This is a genomic window from Caulobacter sp. 602-1 (genome assembly GCF_003931565.1).
In the GTDB taxonomy this organism is placed as follows: domain Bacteria; phylum Pseudomonadota; class Alphaproteobacteria; order Caulobacterales; family Caulobacteraceae; genus Caulobacter.
In genome coordinates this window covers 559658-579899 of sequence record NZ_RRYI01000001.1, presented here as the reverse complement: position 1 = coordinate 579899, position 20242 = coordinate 559658, and the positions used below count along the sequence as shown (strand labels likewise).

12 protein-coding genes are annotated in these 20242 nt (G+C 69.3%); 3 read left to right on the top strand and 9 right to left on the bottom strand.

Translation table 11 applies throughout. The features are described from left to right. Positions 1–127: 127 nt before the first annotated feature. Together acnA and EIK80_RS02750 are read right to left on the bottom strand one after the other, a co-directional pair. Positions 128–2728: an aconitate hydratase AcnA gene (gene acnA, locus EIK80_RS02755; RefSeq protein ID WP_125155420.1), complete on the bottom strand. Its 2601-nt coding sequence runs from the start codon at positions 2726–2728 to the stop codon at positions 128–130. 3 nt (positions 2729–2731) lie between these two features. Continuing rightward, positions 2732–3922 carry a lactonase family protein gene (locus EIK80_RS02750; RefSeq protein ID WP_199743351.1) on the bottom strand — a complete coding sequence of 397 codons (1191 nt, stop codon included), beginning with the start codon at positions 3920–3922 and terminating at the stop codon, positions 2732–2734. A gap of 103 nt (positions 3923–4025) precedes the next feature. Here EIK80_RS02750 and EIK80_RS02745 point away from each other — a divergent pair, with 103 nt between their 5' ends. Continuing rightward, positions 4026–5336: an MFS transporter gene (locus EIK80_RS02745; protein ID WP_125155419.1), complete on the top strand. Its 1311-nt coding sequence runs from the start codon at positions 4026–4028 to the stop codon at positions 5334–5336. A 24-nt stretch (positions 5337–5360) separates the two neighbouring features. Here EIK80_RS02745 and EIK80_RS02740 read toward each other — a convergent pair whose 3' ends face one another. From EIK80_RS02740 to EIK80_RS02730, 3 genes are all read right to left on the bottom strand, one after another. Beyond that, the gene (locus tag EIK80_RS02740) at positions 5361–6410 is read right to left on the bottom strand and encodes a carbohydrate porin (RefSeq protein ID WP_158624629.1); all 1050 of its coding nucleotides are present in this window, start codon (positions 6408–6410) and stop codon (positions 5361–5363) included. A gap of 65 nt (positions 6411–6475) precedes the next feature. Continuing rightward, positions 6476–8926, bottom strand: a complete 2451-nt coding sequence (locus EIK80_RS02735) for a sulfite reductase flavoprotein subunit alpha (protein ID WP_125155417.1) — start codon at positions 8924–8926, stop codon at positions 6476–6478. 10 nt (positions 8927–8936) lie between these two features. Beyond that, positions 8937–10211, bottom strand: a complete 1275-nt coding sequence (locus tag EIK80_RS02730) for a hydrolase (RefSeq protein ID WP_255414577.1) — start codon at positions 10209–10211, stop codon at positions 8937–8939. 184 nt (positions 10212–10395) lie between these two features. Between EIK80_RS02730 and EIK80_RS02725 the strand changes: the two genes are divergently transcribed. Both EIK80_RS02725 and EIK80_RS02720 read left to right on the top strand, forming a co-directional pair. Beyond that, positions 10396–11868: a serine hydrolase gene (locus tag EIK80_RS02725; protein ID WP_125155416.1), complete on the top strand. Its 1473-nt coding sequence runs from the start codon at positions 10396–10398 to the stop codon at positions 11866–11868. After that, positions 11865–12914 (top strand): arginine N-succinyltransferase, encoded by a 1050-nt coding sequence (locus EIK80_RS02720; RefSeq protein ID WP_125155415.1) that lies wholly within the window; start codon positions 11865–11867, stop codon positions 12912–12914. Before EIK80_RS02725 ends, EIK80_RS02720 begins: the two co-directional genes overlap by 4 nt. A 33-nt stretch (positions 12915–12947) precedes the next feature. On the opposite strand, the gene EIK80_RS02715 is transcribed toward EIK80_RS02720, so the two are convergent. From EIK80_RS02715 to EIK80_RS02700, 4 genes are all read right to left on the bottom strand, one after another. Further along, positions 12948–14108: an aldose epimerase family protein gene (locus tag EIK80_RS02715; protein ID WP_125155414.1), complete on the bottom strand. Its 1161-nt coding sequence runs from the start codon at positions 14106–14108 to the stop codon at positions 12948–12950. Beyond that, positions 14101–15261 (bottom strand): alginate lyase family protein, encoded by a 1161-nt coding sequence (locus tag EIK80_RS02710; RefSeq protein WP_125155413.1) that lies wholly within the window; start codon positions 15259–15261, stop codon positions 14101–14103. The genes EIK80_RS02715 and EIK80_RS02710 overlap by 8 nt, the downstream gene beginning before the upstream one ends. 196 nt (positions 15262–15457) lie before the next feature. Next, positions 15458–18277 carry a TonB-dependent receptor gene (locus EIK80_RS02705; protein ID WP_125155412.1) on the bottom strand — a complete coding sequence of 940 codons (2820 nt, stop codon included), beginning with the start codon at positions 18275–18277 and terminating at the stop codon, positions 15458–15460. A 44-nt stretch (positions 18278–18321) separates the two neighbouring features. Next, complete coding sequence (locus EIK80_RS02700; protein ID WP_199743350.1) at positions 18322–20190, bottom strand: hypothetical protein; 1869 nt, start codon at positions 20188–20190, stop codon at positions 18322–18324. Positions 20191–20242 lie beyond the last annotated feature (52 nt).

Genomic DNA, 20242 nt, shown 5'->3' with positions numbered 1-20242 from the left:
CGCCGCGCCCGAGGGCCCGCCAATGTCACGGGTTCGGGCGGCTGGATCGCTCAGCACTTGCTCCACCGACGCCTCGACGACCCGGGCCGCCGAAATCAGACCAGGCTTGCCGTCACGTCGGCGCCGCCTAGAGCCTGTCCAGCGCCCGGCGCAGGATGCTCGGAATCATGCCTCCCGCCCGCAACAGCGCGATCTCGGCCTGGGTCTCGACCAGGGCCGTGGCCTGACCCTCCAGCACCGTCCCATCGGCCCGCAGGATCCGGATGGCGACCGACGCGCGGGGGGCCAGTGCGTCGAGGTCCCAATCGATCTCGATGTGATCGGTCGCCGTCAGGCCCAGGGTCTCCGGGCGCCAGCCCTCGGGCATTCGCAACGGGGCCACGCCCATGCCAACCAGGTTGGAGCGGTGGATGCGCTCGAAGCTTCTGGCCAGCACCGCCCGCACGCCCAGGAGCTGAACGCCCTTGGCCGCCCAGTCGCGCGACGAGCCGGTCCCGTAGCGCTCTCCGGCCACGATCACCAGCGGCGCGCCGAGCGCCCCGTAGCGTTGCGCGGCCGTCCAGGCCGGGGCCGGCTGGCCGTCGGGATCGAAGGTCCAGCCGGGCGCGAGACCTTCGCCCAGGAGGTTCTTCAGTGTCCGGTTGGTGAAGAGCCCCCGGACCATCACCTCCCAGTTGCCGCGGCGCGAGGCGTAGACATTGAGATCGGCTGGGTCGGCGCCGTGAGCGACCAGCCAGCGCCCGGCTTCGCTGGCGGCGGGGATCGCTCCGGCCGGCGAGATGTGGTCGGTGGTGACGTCGTCGCCCAGCGCCAACAGGATCCGCGCCCGCATCAATCCCGGCGCGATCACGCCGCCCTCCAGGCGTACGAACGGCGGTGGCCGCAGATAGGTCGACGAAGGGTCCCAGGGGAACCGCGCCGCCTCCGGCGCCGACAGAGCGGCCCAGGCGGGGGAGGCCTCCGCCGCATCATAGGCCTCGGCGACATCCCCCGGATCAGCGGCGAGACGGACGAACGCCTCGACCTCGTCCGCCGCGGGCCAGAGATCGGCCAGACGCACGACCTCGCCGCCCGGGCCGTGGCCGATCGGATCCTCGGCAATGTCCAGGGCCGCTCGCCCGGCCAGGGCGTAGGCGACCACCAGGGCGGGCGAGGCCAGGAGCGCGTTGTCGACCTGGGCGTGGACCCGGCCGGGGAAGTTGCGATTGCCCGACAGTACGGCGATGGGCTTGAGACCCCGCTTGGCCATCGCCTGCTCGATCACGGCTGGCAGGGGGCCGGAGTTGCCGATGCAGGTCGCGCAGCCGTAGCCGGCGATGGAGAAGCCCAGGGCTTCGAGATCTTCGAGCAGACCGACGCGCTCCAGCCGGCGACGCGTGGCGGGCGACCCGGGCGTCAGGGAGGCGCGCACCCAGGCCGGCGGCGCCAAGCCCAGTCTTCTGGCTTTGCGCGCCACCAGACCCGCCGCCACCAGCAGGCCAAGGTCGGTGGTGTTGGTGCAGGAGGCGATGGCGGCGATCGCCACCGCGTCGGCCGGAGGCGCGCCGGGACCGGCCGGAGCGACGCCCGCCAGGGCCGGCGCCAGGGCGGCGGGCACGGCCGCCAATTCCAACCGGTCCTGCGGCCGGCGCGGTCCCGCGACGCTGGGCGTCAGGACCGACAGGTCGATCTCGATCGTCTCGGTGTAGCGCGGCTCCAGCTCCGGCGTCCGCCACAGGCCAAGGCGACGGGCATAGGCCTCGACGAGCTCGATCTGAGGCGCGTCCCGGCCGGTGACCCGCAGGTAGTCGAGCGTGCGCGCGTCGATCGGGAAGAAGCCGGTCGAGGCGCCGTATTCGGGCGCCATATTGGCCGCCACCGACCGCTGACCGACGCTCAGACTGCCCACGCCAGGACCGAAGAACTCGACGAACTCCCCGGCCACGCCCAGTTTGCGCAGCCGCTCGGTGACCACCAAGGCCAGGTCGGTCGCCGTCGCGCCCGGCCCCAGCGCGCCGGTCAGACGAACGCCGACAACCTCGGGAATACGCAGAGAGACCGGCACGCGGAACATCGCGCCCTCGGCCTCCAGCCCGCCCACGCCCCAGCCCAGCACGCCCAGCGCGTTGATCATCGGCGTGTGGCTGTCGGTGCCTACCAGGGTGTCGGGGACCGCCCATGGGACGTCGTCGCGCGTCTCGCGGGCGACCACCGTCGCCAGGCGCTCCATGTTGATGGTGTGCATGATGCCGCTGCCGGGCGGGAACACCCGAAAGCCGTCCACCGCTCCCGACGCCCATTTCATGAACCGGTAGCGCTCGCCATTGCGCTCGAGCTCACGCGCCATGTTGCGGGCCGCCGCGTCGCCGACGCCCGCGAAGTCCACGGCCAGGGAATGGTCGGTCGAGGTCGCCACGGGCCTGTCGGGATTGAGCCGGGTCGGGTCGCCGCCCGCCGCCGCCAGCACGTCGCGCATGGTGGCGATATCCACCAGGGCGGGACCGCAGGTGGTGTCGTGCATCAGGATGCGCGACGGCGAGAAGGTGATCGCCGCCTCGCTGCGGCCACGCTCCAGCCAGGCGAGGAGATCGGCGCGCCCGACCCGCGCCGCCTCGCCGCCCTGACGCAGGAGATTCTCCAGCAGGATCCGGTGGGTAACCGGCAGGCGGTGCAGCGCCGCGCCCGCTTCGGCCGGCAAGTCCACACAGGCCAGGACGCCGAACGCGCCCTCGATCTTGGCGATACGCATGGGTCAGGCCCGAGCGCGGAAGACGATGCAGACCGGGCTGCCGACCTTGATCCGCTCACCGGCCGGCGACAGCCGCCCGGTCTCCCGTCCGACGGCGAACGGCGCGATGGTGTCGCTCTCCTCGTTGGCCGCGAACACAAAACGGCCGTCCGGCGAGATCGCGAAGAAGCGCGGGGTCTTGCCGCCGCTGGCCCGCCATTCGACCGGGCTCAGGCGACCATTGGCCGGGTCGACGGCGAAGACGGCCAGGCTGTCGTGTCCGCGGTTGGAGGCGTAGACGAACCGACCATCGCCCGAGACCTCGATCTCCGCGCCCCGACTATTGCCGACAAAGGAATCGGGAAGGCTCGAGACGATCTGGAACGGCGTCAACGCACCGCTGGCGGGGTCGAACCGCATGGCCGTGACGGTCGAATCCAGTTCGTTGATCACGTAGGCGAGCGTCCCGCCCGGATGGAAACCGATGTGGCGCGGACCCGAGCCATCGCGGCCCAGGGCCGGCGAGTCGATCGCCGTCAGCTTGCCGGTGGCCGGATCGAGCCGGAACACGAAGGTGCGGTCCAATCCCTTGTCCGGCACGGCCAGGAACCGGTTGGAAGGATCGAAGACCACCTGGTGCGGCTTGGCGAAGGGCTGTTCCACGCGATGCGGACCGATCGGCCCCGACAGGGTGACCAGGTCGACCCGCTCGCCCAGGGACCCGTCCTCGCCGCGCGGCAGGACCGCCAAGCTGGAGGTGATGTGGTTGGCGACCACCAGCCAGCGATTGGTCGCGTCGAACGCCAGATGCACCGGGTTCTTGCCGCCAGTGGACCGGCGATTGATCGCTGTCAGCAGGCCGTCGGCGCCAATCCGGAAGGCGCTGACCTCGGTCTGGTCGCCATGCACCGCATAGAGGTTCGATCCCGTGCGGTCGAACGCCAGGAACGAGGGGTTCACCAGATCGCCGACCAGCTGCAAGTGGCTCCAGGCGCCGCTCGCCGCGTCGACCCGGAACACATTGATCCCGTCGCCCCGGGCGTTGCGCTCGCGTGAGGTGCGCGCCCCGACATAGGCCAGATAGCTCGTCATCCCCTTGGTCCCTCCTTCGCGCGCCGCGGCGCCCGATCCCGTCAGCGCGCCCGCCCCCAGGCCCGCCAGCACCCCGCGCCGGCTGGGCGCGACCGAGACTTCGGCGTGAGTCGATGGCGGCACGGCCTGGCTCCGGATCGTTATTGTATTTCTATCTATAATAGTTCAATCCTGCCGTGGAAAGAGGGCGACAAGGCCCCGTGACGATCAGGCCGGGAGACGAGCGATGCAGGATGACGAGGCGGCGCGGGCGCTGGAGACCCGCACGACGCGCAAGGTGTTCTGGCGGCTGATCCCCGCCTGCTTCGGGCTCTACATGATCTCGTATCTGGACCGGGCCAACATCGGCTACGCGGCCCTGCAGATGAACCATGACCTGGCCCTGACCAGCGAGGCGTTCGGCTTCGCCGCGGGCGTGTTCTTCCTCGGCTATTTCCTGTTCGAGGTGCCCAGCAACATCGCCCTGAACCGCTTTGGCCCGCGGATCTGGATCGCGCGGATCCTGCTGACCTGGGGCGCGGTGTCGATCCTGACCGCCTTCGTCCAGAACGCCGCCCAGCTCTACGTCCTGCGCTTCCTGCTAGGGGTGGCCGAGGCGGGGTTCTTTCCCGGCATCATCGTCTATCTGACCTATTGGGTGCGCGCCAAGGAACAGGCCGCGACCGTGGCCTTCTTCCTGGCCGCTATCCCCGCCTCCTACCTCCTGGGCGCGCCGCTCAGCACCCTGATCATGGAGCGGATGAACGGCGTCATGGGCTTCGGGGGCTGGCGGTGGATGATCTTCCTGGAGGGCGTCCCGGCGGTGATCGGGGGCGTCGGCGCCTACTGGCTGCTGACCGACCGGCCCAAGGACGCCAAGTGGCTGACCCCCGAGGAACGCGACTGGCTGGAGACGCGGATCGAGGCCGATCACGCCCGTCGCGGCGGCGTCCGGCATCTGGGGACGGTCAAGGCCATGCTGGCCCCGGGCGTTCTCTATCTGTCGGCGATCTATTTCATCTACCAGTGCGGCAATCTGGGCATCGGCTACTGGACGCCGCAGATCGTCAAGCACCTGTCCAAGAGCCTCACCGCCTTCCAGATCGGCCTGGTCGCGGCCGCGCCCTATGCGGTGGCCACGGTGGCCATGGTGCTTTGGTCCAAGAACTCGGACCGCACCGGCGAGCGCCGCTGGCATTCGGCCCTGCCCCTGCTGGTGGCGGGCCTGGCCCTGGCCGCCACGGTCCTGACCCGCGACATCGTCCTGTCGATGGTGTTGCTGACCTTGGCCCTGACCGGCCTCTACGCGTTCAAGTCGCCGTTCTGGTCGCTGCCCGGGCTTTTCCTGACGCGATCGTCGGCGGCGGTCTCAGTGGCGGTGATCAACTCGATCGGCAATCTGGGCGGCTTCGCGGGCCCCTACGCGCTGGGCTGGGTCAAGACGCGCACCGGCGACCCGGCCAAGGGCCTGCTGTTCCTGGCCGTCCTGACGTTGGTCGCCTTCGCCATGACCGCAGCGGCGCGGCTGAACACCACCGCCGCCGAAAGGCGAACCTGATCCTGGCGCCTCCGATCTCGCGTCTCACCAGGCTTCAACGATGAGCCGGAGAGAGGCGATGGCGATGGACCGCCCGCCCGGCGCGGCGACAAGTTGCAGGCCGGGCTGCAGGGTCGTCCGCGGCGCGATCTTATCGGCATAGGCCGCCTCGAAGCCGACTTCGCTCCCATCGCCGCGGGCCTTGGCGTAGTGAAAGCCGACCGACAGACGGCTGTCCGGGCGGCTGGCCCAGACGCCGCCTTTGGTCGCTCCGGCCTGCAGGGACACGGCGATCGGTGCGCGCCCGGCGCTCGCGCCGCCGCGGACGAACAGAGTGATCCCCCGGCCATGGTCCGAGGTCAGGTCACGCTCGAACAGGCCGTAGATCCCGCGCGCGCGCGGCGTTCCGGTGTCGTCACGCTCAAAGCCGTAGCGCCAGGCCCCCACCGCCCAGCGGCTGCGATCGCCCCCGCCGACCTGGACGACGCCCAACGCCCCTTGGGCGAACCCAAGATCGACGCCGCCGGGATCGCCCAGCGTTCCGGCCTTGGCGTCGATGATGGCCGCCTGGACATAGCGCTTGCGCTCGTCCTCCCAGCGAAGGCGCACCGCCAGCGCGGTCGAGGGGAAGATCGACGGTCCCGCCGATCCGGTCGCCGACAACTCCGTGCCGATCCCGAACGCGGGATGGATCAGTTGGTCGGAGGCCGCCGTGGCGTAGAATTCGCTGTTGAGGTCGTAGAGCCCGGCGCGCACCGATCCTCGCCCCGCGCCGAAATCCTGTTGCAGCCAAGCCTCGAACAGACGGGTGCGCGGACGCGTCACCTCGATATTGTCGAGCCCTTCCACCGTCCCGAGCGCGGCGTCGGGCTGGCCGCCGGTGTTGATCAGGAGTCCCGCGTGGAAGACGGCGTCGCGAAGGCCCGCCAGAGCGTCGAGATCGAGGTCGCCGGTCAGGTCCAGATTGTCCAGGGCCCAGGCCCGCCCCGATCCGTTGGGCGTGACGACAAGATCCGCCGTATAGGCCGCCTGACTCTTCCAGACCTCGCCCTCCCGCGCCCAGGCGGCTTCGGCGACGGGCAGGGCCGCGGACACCGCGGCCAATCCAAAGACCGTGCGCCGGGAGGGCTTGGCCTTCCGGCTTCGCGCAGCATGACGGCTCAATAGATATCCCTCCGATAACGCCCGGCGGCGGCGAGGTCATCGAGACGCTCCCGCCCGAGAATGCTCGCCAGAACGCGGTCCACGGCGGCGGCCATCGCAAGGCCTCCGCAGACGAAGATCGCCGCGTCGTCATCGACCCACTGGCGCACCACGTCGGGGTTCCGAGTCAGGATGTCCTGAACGTAGCGAGGTCCCTCCCGACGCTGGTCCTCGCGCGAGAACACCCGGTCCAGACGCCGCAGGACGCCTGACGCCAGCCAAGCCTCCAACGCGTCGGCGTAGTAGCGGTCGGCGCGGGGCGAGCGTTCGCCAAATATCAGCCAAGTCGGGGTCAGGCTGCGCTCGGCCCGATGGGCCAGATGACCGCGCAGGCCCGCCAGGCCCGTGCCGGCCCCGATCAGGATCATCGGCCGGGCTTGACGCGGCGGATGGAAGTTGGTGTTGGCCCGCAGGCGCATCGGCACGCTGGAGCCCAGAGGCGCGTGCCGGGTCAGCCAGCCCGAGGCCAGGCCCAGCCGCCCGTCGGGCAACACCGACTGCCGCACGAGAAGCTCCACGTGGCCTTCGGACGGCAGGCTGGCGATCGAATAGTCGCGGGGCGCGGGGCTTCGGTCGTCCCCGTCCGGAGCTCTGGCGACGACCTCGGCGATGTCACCGGCCGTCCAGACCAGACGCGCCGGATCGGGCGGGGTCAGGACCACGCGCCAGGTCTCGCCGCCGGGCGAACCTGGGTTGAGGTGCTCCCGCGCGGTCAGCACCCAAGGCTCGTGGTGGTCGGCGCTCCAGGTCTCGGCGGGCGCCGCCGCGCCCAGGGCCGTCAGCACCTCGCGCCAGCGGGCCAGGGCAAGAGCGTCGCGCTCCCCGCCGTCCACCACGGTGAGATCGCAAACGGCTTGCGAACCGCTGGCCCTCAGCCATGCGTCCAGCCGTCGCCCGAACGCGCAGAAATCGGCATGGGCGCTGTCGCCCAGGGCCAGGACCGCGTAACGCAGCCGCGGCAGGTCGAGCGGCCGATCCATGAGCTTGCGGGCGAAGGCGCGCGCCGCGTCCGGCGGCTCGCCCTCGCCATAGGTCGCGGCCACCACCAGCAGGAGGTCGGCGCGCGCCAGAGCGTCGGCGTCGAGACTGGCCAGGGACGTCACGCGCGCCACGCGGCCGCCCTCGACCAGGGCCGCGGCCGTTCGCCAGGCCAGTTGCTCGGCCGTGCCGGTCTGGCTGGCGAAGGCCACCAGGATCTCCTCGCCGCCGGCCGACCGCGCCGGGCGCTTGGCGGCCTTGGCCAGGACCCGCGCGGCGCGCCCTCCGCGACGACGGTCGAGATAGAGCAGCCAACCGGTGATGAAGAAGCCCGGCAGCAGGGCCGCCCCGGTCATGACCAGGATCCGTCCCGGCAGGCCGAAGAACGCGCCCCGGTGCACCGCGACCATGGCCTGCATCAGCTTGCGGCCCAGGGGCAGATCGTCGAACCGCGCGACCTTGCGCGCCGTCCCGGTCGTGGGGTCGAGCTGAAGCTCGTTGAAGGCGCGGTTGTGCGGCGCGCCGAGGTCGAGGTAGCGGATGCGCACCGTCGCCTTGGCGTCCTTGGGAATGGTGACGATGGCGCTGTCGAAGCGACCGCCATTGATCGCCTTCATGCCTGCCCAGGCCCTGTCCAGCGACGGACGGCCGGGTTTCTTGACCGCCGCCCCGTCCTTGCCGCTCGTCTTCCGGGCCGCCTTGGTCAACTCGGCGGCTTTGGCGGGCGGAGCCTGGCCGGTCAGCAGGCGAGACAGCCCGTCGCGCCACCAATCGTAGGAGAAACTGAGGCCGCTGACCGCGCTCAGCAGATAGGCCAAGGCCACCCACGTCCCGACCGTTACGTGCAGGCCTCGCCACAGGGCCCGGCCGCGCTGGCGCGGATCGAAGGTCAGCCAAGCCCGCCAGCGGGCGGGCGATCTTGGCCAACGCAGATAGATCCCCGAGATCACGAAGAACAGCAGGGCCAGGGCCGCCGCCCCGGTGACCTGCCGCCCGGGCCCCTCGCTCCCGCCCGGCAGCAGCAGCACCCGATGCAGCAGCAGAATGCGGGCGAAGAACGCCTCGCCCCGCGCCTGACCCAGCACTCGGCCGTCATAGGGATCCAGGTACAGTTTCTCGGGCGGAGCCGTGGAGTCCTTGGAGCGGCCGGCAGGGACGAAGGTGACCCGCGCCGAACCACCCGGTTCGCCTTGCAGGGTCAGCAGGGTCGGCTTGGCTCCAGGGCGCTGGGCGGCGAAGCGCGCCAAAAGGGCGTCGGGCGAAAGCGGGGGCGCCTGCCGGGGCGCGACCTGGATCACGCCGCGGTCCAGAGCTCTCAGAATCTCATCGTCGAACGCGGTGATCGTCCCGGTGACGCCCATCACCGTCAGCACCAGCCCGAGGGTGAGGCCTAGCGCCCAATGAACCTGGCGGATCAGTTCCTTCAGCATGCGACAGCGCCTAGGTCATGGCGGCGCGCAGCGCCGGGGCGTCGATCTCGCCGCGCGCCAGCCGGGCCAGCAGCAGGGCCGAAAGTTGCGCGCGCTCGACGAAGCTCTCGGGTCGGGCGAACTCGGCCGGGCTGTGGATGTCGCCGCCCCGCACGCCAAGGGTGTCGACGTTGGGCAGGCCTGCGGCGAACAGGTTGTTGCCTTCGCACACGCCGCCCGACGCCTTCCACGCGATCGGCTGGCCCAGCATCGCGCCGGTCTCGCGCACCGCGTTCAAAAGTCTCTCCTGGGCCGGGTTGAGCGGTTTGGCGGGGCGGGTGACGCCGCCGTGGCGCTCGACGCTCAGCCCCTCGCCCCGCCCGATCTCCAGAGCCTCGTCGATCCCCGCCTCCAGCCAGGCCTGAGCGGCGGCGTCGGGGAAGCGGGCGTTGAACCGCAGGACCGCCAGGTCCGGCACGATGTTCAAGGCCCCGCCGCCGTCGATCTTGGCCAGGTTGACGGTGACGCCCTCGCGCCGGCCGTTCAGCGCGGCCAGCGCCTGGCCGATGGCCATGGCCGCGACCACGGCGTTGCGCCCCTTGTCGAAGTCACGGCCGGCATGAGCGGCGCGGCCACGGACCACGATGTGGAAATTGCCCGAGCCCTTGCGGGCTCCGGCCAGCCCGCCATCGTCCATGGCCGGCTCGTAGGTCATGCCCACGTGACCAAGCCGACCGATCTTGGCCAGGAGCGGCGCCGAGGCGATCGATCCGGTTTCCTCGTCGGGCGACAGCAGGACGCGGTAGCCGACCGCATGCGCCAGCGAATGACGCTCGAAGGCGGCCAGGGCGCCCAGCATGACGCTGATCCCGCCCTTCATGTCGGCTATGCCAGGCCCGTTCAGGGCCCCGTCGTCGCGCGCGACCACGTGCCTGAAGGCGGTGTCGGCCGGGAACACCGTGTCGTAGTGCCCCGTCAGGATCACCTGAACGGGCGCATGCGACCGCACGGTCAGAAGCAGCGCCTCGCCATTGGCCTGACGGCGCTCGGCGCCGTCGGCGGCGACTTCGAGGGTGGGGTTCAGAGGCGAGCGCGTCACCTCCCCAGGCAAGACCTCCAGCGCCTCGACCAGCAGGTCGGCCTGGGTCGCCAGGCCCTCGAGGTTCCCGCTGCCGGAGTTGACGCCGCACCACGTCGTGGCGCGTTCGACGAGCGCGGCCCCATCCCGCGCCAGGCGGTCGAGCATGAAGCGGTCTTCCGCTTCAACGGGCTTGGCCGCGCGCGCCCCGTGGTTGTCGTTCGTCACCCTGTGCTCCACCCGATAGCAAGGCCCGGAAACGCAAGCGCACCGACTCAGAAGGCCGTTTCGTCTTTTTGCTCACATAAATACAAAATCATTGACGCCCGCTCCGGTCAACCGTATCGACTTTCGCCAACGGTACTTTTTTGCGTCGATCGGTCGTCGTCGCGAGACTTTCAGGCTGGGGTGAATGGCGCTCATTTCCGATAGCTCCGCGACGGAAGCGGCGGTCGCGGTCGACGGCTTGCCCCGGGCGCGCCCTTCGGCCGTGGGCGTCGACGGAGCCAGGATCGCCAGCTTCATGCGCGAGGCGCTCGAGGCGGGCCTGGAGCTGCATGCGGTGATGCTGCATCGCCACGGCCATGTGGCTGTCGACGCGGCCTGGTGGCCCTATCGGACCGACACCCCGCGGGTGATGCACTCGGTGGCCAAAAGCGTCACGGCCTGCGCGATCGGCCTGGCTCTGGAAGAAGGCCGTTTTGCGCTGAACGACAAGGTGGTGTCGTTCTTTCCCCAGCACCTGCCGCCCGTCGTGGACGAGAAGCTGGCGGCGATGACGGTGGAAGACCTGCTGACCATGCGCACGGGGCATGCGGCCGAGACCTCCGGCGCCCTCTGGCGCGGCAGCAGCGAGAGCTGGATCGCCAAGTTCTTTGGCATTCCGATCACGCACCCGCCCGGCGGCGCCTATGTCTACACCAGCGCGGCCAGCTACATGCTGGCGGCGATCCTCTCGCGCACCACTGGCCTGACTCTCCACGACTATCTCAAGCCGCGTCTGTTCGAGCCGCTGGGGATCACTGGCGAGCAGTGGGACATCGGCTCGGACGGCATCAACCCCGGCGGCAACGGGCTGACCTTCAAGCCGGTCGACCTGCTGAAGATCGGCGCCTTGCACGCCCAGAACGGCGTCTGGAACGGGCGTCGATTGCTGCCAGCCGATTGGGTGGCGCGCGCCACGCGGGCTTATGGCGACGGCGGCTACGGCTATCACTGGGTGGTGCGCCCCGACGGCAGCTACAGCGCCCTGGGTCTCTTCGTGCAGATGGCGACGGTGTTCCCGCAGGCCGAGGCGACCCTGGTGGTGCTGGGCGCGATCGACGGCAGCGAAAAGATCACCCCGTTCATCGATCACTGGATCCCAGACGCCCTGCGCGGCGGGTCCGCGGAAGGCGACGCGGCGCTCGACGCAGCCCTGTCACCCCTGAGGCGGCCCAGGCCGCTGAACTCCGTGCGCGCCAACACCCCTCGCCTGGTGAGCGGCGTCACCTACCGGATGGACGACAACCGGCTCGGAGTGCGGGCCGTGCGGCTGGACTTCGAGAAGGACCGTTGCGTGTTCACCCTCGTCGACGAAGCCGGCGAGCACGCCATCACGGCGGGGTTCCGGGACTGGATCGCCGGCGTCACCGACATGCCCGGCCGAGACCTGCACCATGGCTACGCCCTTCACGGCGTGCGCGTTCTGGCCGGCGCCGAGCAGGTCAACGAGACCACCACGCGCCTGACCTGGATCTTCCCCGACACCGCCTTTCGAGACACCGTCTGGTGCCGCTTCGAGGGCGAGCGCCTGACGCTCACCCGCACCGTGAACGTCAATTCCGGCGCCTTGGCCTGGCCGGAACTGACGGGGACCGCCGACCGGAGCCTTGAGCCGCAATGACCGACGCGCCCGCCTGGGTGGTCCGCGCCGCGCGGGCCGCCGACCTGGATCCGCTGCTGGACCTGGCCCGGGCCTTGGGCCCTGGCATGACCACCCTGCCCCCGGACGCCGCGGTTCTCGCCAACAAGATCGACTGCTCGGAGCGCACCTTCGCCGGACAGCACACCGACGACCGCCAGCACGTCCTGGTGCTGGAGGATCTTGCCGACGGCCGCGTCCTGGGCATCTCGGCGGTCTATCCGCGCATCGGCGAGCGCCACGGCTTCTTCTCCTACAAGCTCACCAAGCTGGTGCAGCGTTCGGAACTTCTGGGCCGCCGGGTCGACGTCGAGTTGCTGACCTTGAGCAACGACTACACAGGCGCGACCGAGGTCGGCTCCCTGGCAATCCGGCCGGAGCTGCGCGGGACCAGCGCCGGCCGTCTGTTGGCCCGCAGCCGCTACATGCTGATCGCCGCCTTTCCACACCTGTTCGCCGACCGGGTCATGGCCGAGATGCGCGGCTGGCAGGACGAGGATGGCCGCAGCCCGTTCTGGGACGCGATCGGCGCGCGATTCTTCGACTTGCCGTTCGAAGAGGCCGACCGTCTCAGCGCGGTCGAGGGCGCCGGGTTCATCGCCGACCTGATGCCCAAGCAGCCGATCTACACCGCCTTGCTGCCGGAGGATGCGCGCCAGGCCATCGGCCGGGCCCATGCGGTCAGCGCCAAGGCCATGGCCATGCTGATGGACGAGGACTTCCGCTACGAGGCCCATGTCGATGTCTTTGACGGCGGCCCTCAGGTCCATGCCGCGCGCGACAAGATCCGTACGGTGCAGGATAGCCGTTCGGTCCAGGTCGCGGAGACCGGCGCGGGCGAGACCTCGCCCTGGCTGGTCTCGAACACCCGCCTTGAGGACTTCCGTGTCGTGGAGACCCGCGCCCGCGCCGCGGCGGGCGAGGTCGCCATCGACGAGACGGCCCGGCGCGCCTTGCGGGTCGACCGTGGCGCTGAGGTCCGTATCGCGCCGGGCCGCGAACGCCGCGCCCGAGCCGATGGAATGTGACTTGCGCCTTCGGGTGAAATCCGTCCGCTCGGTTCAGGAGAAACGCAGGACGGTCGTCGATCGAAACGGGGTCCCGGGCCGCAGCACCGTCGAGGGGAACGTCGCCTGGTTGGGGCTGTCCGGCAGGTGCTGGGTCTCGAACGCCAGGCCCGCGTGCCGGGGATAGGCCACGCCCTCCGAACCGGTCTCACTGCCGTCGAACCCGTTGCCGCTGTTGAACTGAATGGAGGGCTCGGTGGTCAGCACCGTCATCCGGCGGCCGCTGGCGGGATCTTCGATCCAGCCGGCCGGAAGCGGAACGGTCGACATGGCGTCGCGCAGGACGAGGCTGTGATCGAAGCCGTTCGACGCGGCCAGCAGCGGATCGTCGAGACGCAGCACGTCGCCCAGCCGTCGTGGCGACCGGAAGTCCAGAACCGTGCCCGCCACCGAAGGCAGCTTGCCGGTCGGGGCCTTGCGGGCGTCGACCTCGGCGTAGCGGTCGGCGTCGATCTGGACGCGATGATCCGCCACGGCGCTCGCCCCCGCCCCGGCCCCCGCCAGGTTGAAGAAGGCGTGGTTGGTGAAATTGACCACGGTCGGCGCGCTGGTCCAGGCGACATAGTCGATGCGCAGCGCGTTGGACTTGCGCATCAGACGGTAGGTCACCGTCAGCCGCAGCGTCCCGGGGAAGCCCTGGTCGCCCGCCGGGCTGAGCAGGCTGTAGCGGACGCCGACCGACTGGGCGTCCGAGACAACCTGGCTGGACCACAACCGCTTGTCGTAGCCCCGCGAGCCGCCGTGCAGGGTCATGTTGTTGCGCCCCGCCTCAAGCTGGTGGGTCTGACCGTTCAGGGAGAAGCGCGCATCGGTGATGCGGCCCGCATAGCGGCCGATCACCGCGCCATAACGCCGCTGGTTGGTCTCGTACGCGCCGATGTCGGGCCGGTTCAGCACGACATTGGCGAACTTGCCCTGGCGGTCGGGCGTCTCGATCGCGGTCAGGGTGGCGCCATAGTCGATGGCCGCGACACTCATGCCCAGGTCGTTGCGCAGCACGGTCTTGACCACGGCCGCGCCGGCCTTGGTCTTGCCGAACGGCAGACGGCGGACCTCGGCGGCGCGGGCCTCGCCAGCGACGGCGATCAGGGCGATCACAGCGATTAGAGCCAGCGCCGCGCCAACGCGGTTTTCGCGGGAGACGAGATCAAGCATCGACCCAGAGCACCGGCTGACGAAGCGGATAGTTGCGGATGACCTCGGGCTCCGTCGGATCCGGATCCAGCCGTTTCCAGAGGTCGAGATAGCCCTGTCGTTTCAAGGCGAGGCCTCCGAACAGCAGGCTGGGTTGGCGGACGGGCCAGCCGTCCCAAGCCTCGACGTCGGGCGGTTTGGGCCAGGTTGTCTTGTCCGCGATGAACGGGGCCATATAGGCCAGCGCGTCGGCGATCGAGCCGCCAGTCTCGCCCTTGAAGGTCCAGAGACTGTCGCTCGGCGTCGACATCACGTGGGCGCAAGCGGCCAGGACGTCCAGGTTGAACAGGCAGTAGCCATAGGGCTTGGTGCGAGAGAGCTCGAGAGGCTGGGAGCCGTCGGCCGCGATCTGGCCGACAACCAGAGCCTTGATCCGCCCGCGCGCCGTGTCCAGCTCGGCCTCGCGGCCCGTCAGTTGCGCGAACACGGCCGCCTGCAGCGCCCAGCAGCTGCCGTGGTTGTTCTTCTGGTCGCGCTCGTCGACGCCGTTTGGAGAGGTGGTCAGCCAGGTCAGGTAGGCGTCGAACCAGGCGATGGTCGGGGCATAGACGCCGAGTTCCGGTCGCGCCGCCGCCAGCACCGAAACCGCCCGCGCCACCTCGACCAGGTGCAGGGTGTCGATGACGCCGATGCCCCGGCCCGTGTTGACGCCGATAATGGCCTGGGCGTGCTCCAGGTTCGGGTTCATGCGGGTGTCGGGCGCGACGAACCAGGCCCGCAGGTGCTTCTCGGCGTGCTCGGCGTAGCGGGCGTCCCGGGTCACCTTGTAGGCCGCAGCCAGGGCCGGCAATTGGACGCCCAGCCGGATCACCGCGTCGCGGTGGGCGGTGAACTTGTCGGGATTGGAATAGCCGTCCCTGCGGATGTACGGGCCCTTGGGATGGACCGGATCGGGCCACCAGTAGTCGGCTTCCGAGTAGTAGTCGTGTCGGCCGCCAGGGCCGCGCGGCGCGGCGAAGGCGGTGATCGTCGCCGGCGCCTCGGCCAGGTAGCGATCGGCGGCCTTCAGGATCCGCGCCCGATCGATGCCGGCGATGTCGAGCGGCGCCGCCGTCGCGCCGCCAAACGCCGCCAGGGCCAGGCCCGTCCCGAGGAAGAAATCGCGTCGGTTCATGAACCACTCCGAACGGCGCCGAGGGAATAAAAAGGTCCCGCGCCCCGGGGCTCGGCCCCGGGAACCATCCGTCGGTCAGGCAATCCGCGCTTGGGAGGCGATTGGGGAGTCCTGACGGTCGACGGACCGCGACGGCGCGGCGGGACAGTCGTCGGTCCGGCGGGGATGAATGAAGAACCCGTCGGACCGCGCTAAATCAGAATCGCAGACGAACCCCGGCGTAGATCTGCGGCCCATTGTCCGAGACCTCGGTGATCGAGTCCTCGCCGGCCTTGTACATGATGTCTCGGGTGTTGGTGACGTTCAGGGCCTGGAGCTTGAGCTGCACCTGCTTGGTCAGGTCGTAGGACGCCGACAGGTTCAGATAGCCCGAGCCCTTGACGCTGCGATTGGTGTTGCTGTTGGGCTTGAAGTAGCCCGAGCGATACCGATACGAGGCCCGCAGCGAGAGCTTGTCGTTCTCCCAGTAGATCGAGCCATTGCCGGTGTACTTGGACAGGCCCATCAGGTTGGCCATGTCCGTGTACGGACCGATGGCGGACGAATCCGGGATTTCGAAATTGGCCTCGGTGATCGCGAAGCTGCCCTGCACGCCGAACCCGCTGAGGATACCCGGCAGGTAGGTGAACGCGTGGTTGCCCGAGAACTCGATCCCGTAGAGGTCGCGGGTCGCCGGGTCGTTGGCCGGCGCGATGGCGTTGAAGGTCACCAGCTGACCGTTTGCGACGATGCTAGTCTCGCGCGGCTCCTGGGCGTCGAACGACGCCCCCTTCAGCCGCTTGTAGTAGGTGGCGATCGCGAAAGAGGTGTCGCGATTGACGTAAAACTCCAGCGAGGCGTCCAGATTCCAGCCGCGGATCGGCTTGAGGTTCGGATTGCCGGTGGTGCTGTTGGCCAGGACGCCCTGCACCGTGGTCGCGTTGGCGTCGACCCCCGGGGTGATGCCCACGTTGAAGTCTTCGATGCCCGAGCGCGACAGGGCCTTGTAGCCCGCCAGGCGCAGCTTCACGACATCGGTCAGGTCGAAGGCGACATTGACACTGGGCAGGACGTACTCGTAGCCCCCCTCGCCCTCGATCTCCTGCAGCGGCGTGCCGGGCGTGCGGACCACGGTGGCGGCGGAGCCGCCCACCGACGGTGTCACGGTCAACTCGCCGCGGAAGCCCTTCGACAGCACGCGGGTGCGGACATAGCGCACGCCGGCGTTCCCCGAAACCGGCGTGTCGCCCAGCTGGGTGCGGAAGCTGGTCATGATGTAGGCGGTGCTGATCCGCTCACGAATATTGGAGTCTTCCGGCCCGGGCGCGTTGGCCGGCAGGTCGACCTTGTCCTTGCCCGTATAGGTGCGGAACAGGCAGTCGTTGTCGAACAGCGCCCACGACTTCACGTTGGTCTTGCCGTCCATGAAGTCGGAGGTCGAGAATGGCACGCGGCAATTGGCGTTGGCGTCGGCGACCAGCTGGGTCGGCGTGCGGCCGTCATAGGTGACCGGGATCGGAAGATCGCTGTTGTTGCCGGCGTCCTGGGTGCGGCGGTGATCCGACAGACGGCCGCCGATCTTGATGTTCTGGAAAAAGCCGTCGCCCAGCTCGTAGGTCACATCGGCCCGCACGGCGCCGATCTTGTCGAAGCGATCGGTGGCCAGGCGATAGCGCGCATAGTTGCTATTGCTGGTCGGCGCGCCGATCAGGAAGTTGGCCGGATCGTTGACGTCAAAGTTCGTGAAGGTGACCGAGGGAACCTCGTCGGTCGTGGCGTCCAGCGTATAGGCCACGCGCGACTTGGAGCGCATATTGGTGGCCTTCTGCAGCTCTGTGCGGTGCGACTGCGAGTAGGACAGGTCGCCGCTGATCGTCAGGCGATCCGTGGGGGTCCAGGTGACCGCGCCGCCGCCGCCGATGTACTTCTCGTTGCGCTGACGGTCCTCGACCTGGATCTCGAGGTTGGAGTTGCCGCTGTATTTCATCAGCGCGCCGTCGCTGAAGTCGTTCGACTGGCCGCCGACGATCAGGGGCTGGACGCCGCGCAGGGCCTCGGTGATGGCCAGCTGGTTGCGGTACTCGCCGCTCTTGCGGGTCGAGTACTGGCCGTCGATGCTGATGTCGAGGTTCGAGGTCGGCTTCCACTGGAACGTGCCCATCAGCGCTTCGCGCTTCTCGTCCGTGACCTTGGACTGGAAGGTGCGCGAACTGGTGGCGAAGTAGCGCGGACCGATCGTCGAGCCGGTCGGCGCGGTCGTGGCGTTCGAGCAGTTGGCCGTCGAGGTCCCCGGGGCCGCCGCGTAGGTCGTGCAGGGCACGAACGCGGAGTTGGTGATGTAGTAGTCCTCGGGCGTGGCCTGATCCAGGCGTTGGTAGCCGAGGCTGACGCCCATCTCGCCGAACTTGGTCTCGAAGCTGTCGGTGTAGGAGATGTTGCCGCGATAGCCGAGGCCGTTGTGACCGCGGATGTCGTCGTCCTTGGGCAGGTAGGCGCCGCGCACTTCCATCTGGATGCGGCGCTTGCCGTAGTCGATGGGTCGGATCGACTTCAGCTCGATCACGCCGGCGATGCCGCCGTCCAGGAAGTCGGCCTGCTGGCTCTTGTAGACCAGGACGCCGTTGACCAGTTCCGACGGGAACTGCTGGAAGGCCACCGAGCGGTCGGGACCGGCGGTCGAGACCTCGCGGCCGTTGAAGGTCGAGAAGCTGAGCGCGGGACCCAGGCCCCGGACGCTGAGCTCGTTGGCGTTGCCCTTGAAGCGGTCGGCGGTGACGCCGGTGATGCGCTCCAGCGTGTCGCCCACCGAGTTGTCGGGCAGGGCGCCGATCTCGTCATTGACGATGCCGTCGACAATGACGCTGGCGGTGCGCTTGGTCTCGATCGAGCTGCGCTGGGTGGCGCGCGCCGAAGTGACGACGATCGCGTCGATCGTGTCGTCAGCCGGCGGCGTCGCCGGGGCGGTCTGAGCCAGGGCCTGGGCCGGGAGAATGATCGCCGCGCTCAGCAGCAGACTGCGGTAAAATGTTGATTTCATGGAGCTTCCCCATCCTTTTTTGATTGTTCGCCGAGGTTCTCCCCTCAGCGGTAGTCCAGACGCCAGGTGATCTTGAAAGGCGTCGCCGGGTCGGTCGGCGCGCCATGGCAGACGACCTTGGTCGTCATGGCGCCGGTCGCGGTTCGGTATTCCTTGTCCTGGCCGACAGGGCCGGACTGGCAGGATTTCAGGCCCTCGACGGCGAAACGGCGGACCGCCCCGTCGGCGAAGGTGGTGACCGCCCCGGCCTGCTTGGCGCCGCCCGAAAACGACCCCAGCTGCAGCTCGATATCCTTGACCTTCACGCCGGCGGCCGGGGTGAAGACGTCGGTGCGGGTGATGCGGCCGGGCTCCAGCACGTAGGTCGTCTTGACCGAGACGCGCTTGTCGGCGACCGGGGCGCGCTCGCCCATCCTGTCCAGTTCGTCCTGACGCCAGGAGACGGTGGTCCTGGCGCCCCTGGCCTCGACCTTGACGTCCTTGAAATAGGCCAGCGGCATCAGGGCCGAGCCGTCCTCCAGGGTCAGGCGTGGGGTGAGGAACGGCGCGACGCCGTCCGGCGAAGCCGCCAGCATCCCCGGCGAGAACGGGATCGGAAAATACGGATTGTGCATGTGCTGGCTTTCGCCGCCGTTGATCACCGGCAGGCTGACCAGCCGCGCGCCGTCGCGGACCGAGACCAGCAGGCGGTCGTAGTCGCCGCGCTGGAACCATGTGACCTGTCGCCGGGGCAGGCTCGCCAGGCCCTCGGCCCAGTCGCTGGCGGGCGCCTTGCCGCCATAGCCCATCCGCGTCCAGTGGGCGCTGGTGTAGGCGTACTGGTGGGCCAGGGAGAGGTTCTCGCCGAGGATCCGGAACTTGCCGCGATAGTCGTCGGTGCGCCGGCCGCCGTCCCAGAGGTTTACCGAGCCGGTCTTGGGGTCCTGCCAGAACTCGGCGTAGCGCTGGGCGGCGCGGGCGGAATAGGCGTAGGCCAGATCCTTCTCGCGCGGCGTCAGCAGGTCCAGCACCGCCGCGGCGGTCAGCACCTCGATGATCGCCGTCTCGCCATAGGGACCGATGCTGCGGCCGTATTCGAAACCTTGTCCCTGGGCGTCCAGGCGCATCAGCATCACATCGGCGGACTTGCGCAGCCAGGTGAGAACCTGTTGCGGCGGCTTGCCTCCGGTCTCGATGAAGCGCTGGGCGATCTCGCCGGCCAGCAGCACGCTATAACGGTCGAAGCGCCCGTCCCCATCGGTCTCGTCGGCGAAGCCGTACTGGCCGGAATAGAGGTCGTAGTGTTCGGCGATCTTGGCGTAGAGCTTCTCCGCCGGCGCGCCGTCCTCCCAGCCCATGCGCGCGCGCAGGCGGGCGATGGCGAAGGCCACGCAGTAGTAGTTATTGGGGTGGTCGATCAGCTGGTAGGTGTCGACGTCGACGAACATCCGCCAGTCCAGCCGCACGCGCAGCTTGGCCAGGGTCAGCGGGTCGACGGCGTCCTTCAGCCGGCCAGCCTCGCGCAGCTTGTTCAGCGCCGACAGGTAGTAGTAGGCGCCCCAGCTGTCGTTGGCGTCGTCGGCCGTCAGCTTGGCGATCTTGCGGAAGTCGGCGAGGTAGGCCGGCAGGCGCGGGTCGTTGTCCGGCAGGGTGATCAGGAAGTCGACCAGGCCCAGCGCGATCTTGCCCGGCAGGAACTTGTCGCTGCCGTTGAACACCGGCGTGCCGTCCAGCTCCAGCTTGCGGCCGTCCTTGACCAGCTTCAGCAGCAGTTGCTCGGTCTGGGGCTGGATGCGATCGCGGACGGTGACGTCGTAAGGGGGAATGGCGGCGGCCGGCGCTTCGGCCGCGTGGGCGGCGAGGCCAGAGCCCAGCAGGATCAAGGCCGCGATCGAAACGCCGCGGGCGACGCTGGTAACCGGTGTCAGATGCAAGTCAACGATCCTCCCCGAGTGGCCATTCGACCTTTCTCTTGACCGTTCCGAC

Coding starts and splice junctions, on each gene's coding strand:
- EIK80_RS02705 (WP_125155412.1), bottom strand. CDS start 18,277: ATGAAATCAACATTTTACCGCAGTCTGCTGCTGAGCGCGGCGATCATT.
- EIK80_RS02720 (WP_125155415.1), top strand. CDS start 11,865: ATGACCGACGCGCCCGCCTGGGTGGTCCGCGCCGCGCGGGCCGCCGAC.
- EIK80_RS02715 (WP_125155414.1), bottom strand. CDS start 14,108: ATGCTTGATCTCGTCTCCCGCGAAAACCGCGTTGGCGCGGCGCTGGCT.
- EIK80_RS02735 (WP_125155417.1), bottom strand. CDS start 8,926: ATGCTGAAGGAACTGATCCGCCAGGTTCATTGGGCGCTAGGCCTCACC.
- EIK80_RS02745 (WP_125155419.1), top strand. CDS start 4,026: ATGCAGGATGACGAGGCGGCGCGGGCGCTGGAGACCCGCACGACGCGC.
- EIK80_RS02725 (WP_125155416.1), top strand. CDS start 10,396: ATGGCGCTCATTTCCGATAGCTCCGCGACGGAAGCGGCGGTCGCGGTC.
- acnA (WP_125155420.1), bottom strand. CDS start 2,728: ATGCGTATCGCCAAGATCGAGGGCGCGTTCGGCGTCCTGGCCTGTGTG.
- EIK80_RS02710 (WP_125155413.1), bottom strand. CDS start 15,261: ATGAACCGACGCGATTTCTTCCTCGGGACGGGCCTGGCCCTGGCGGCG.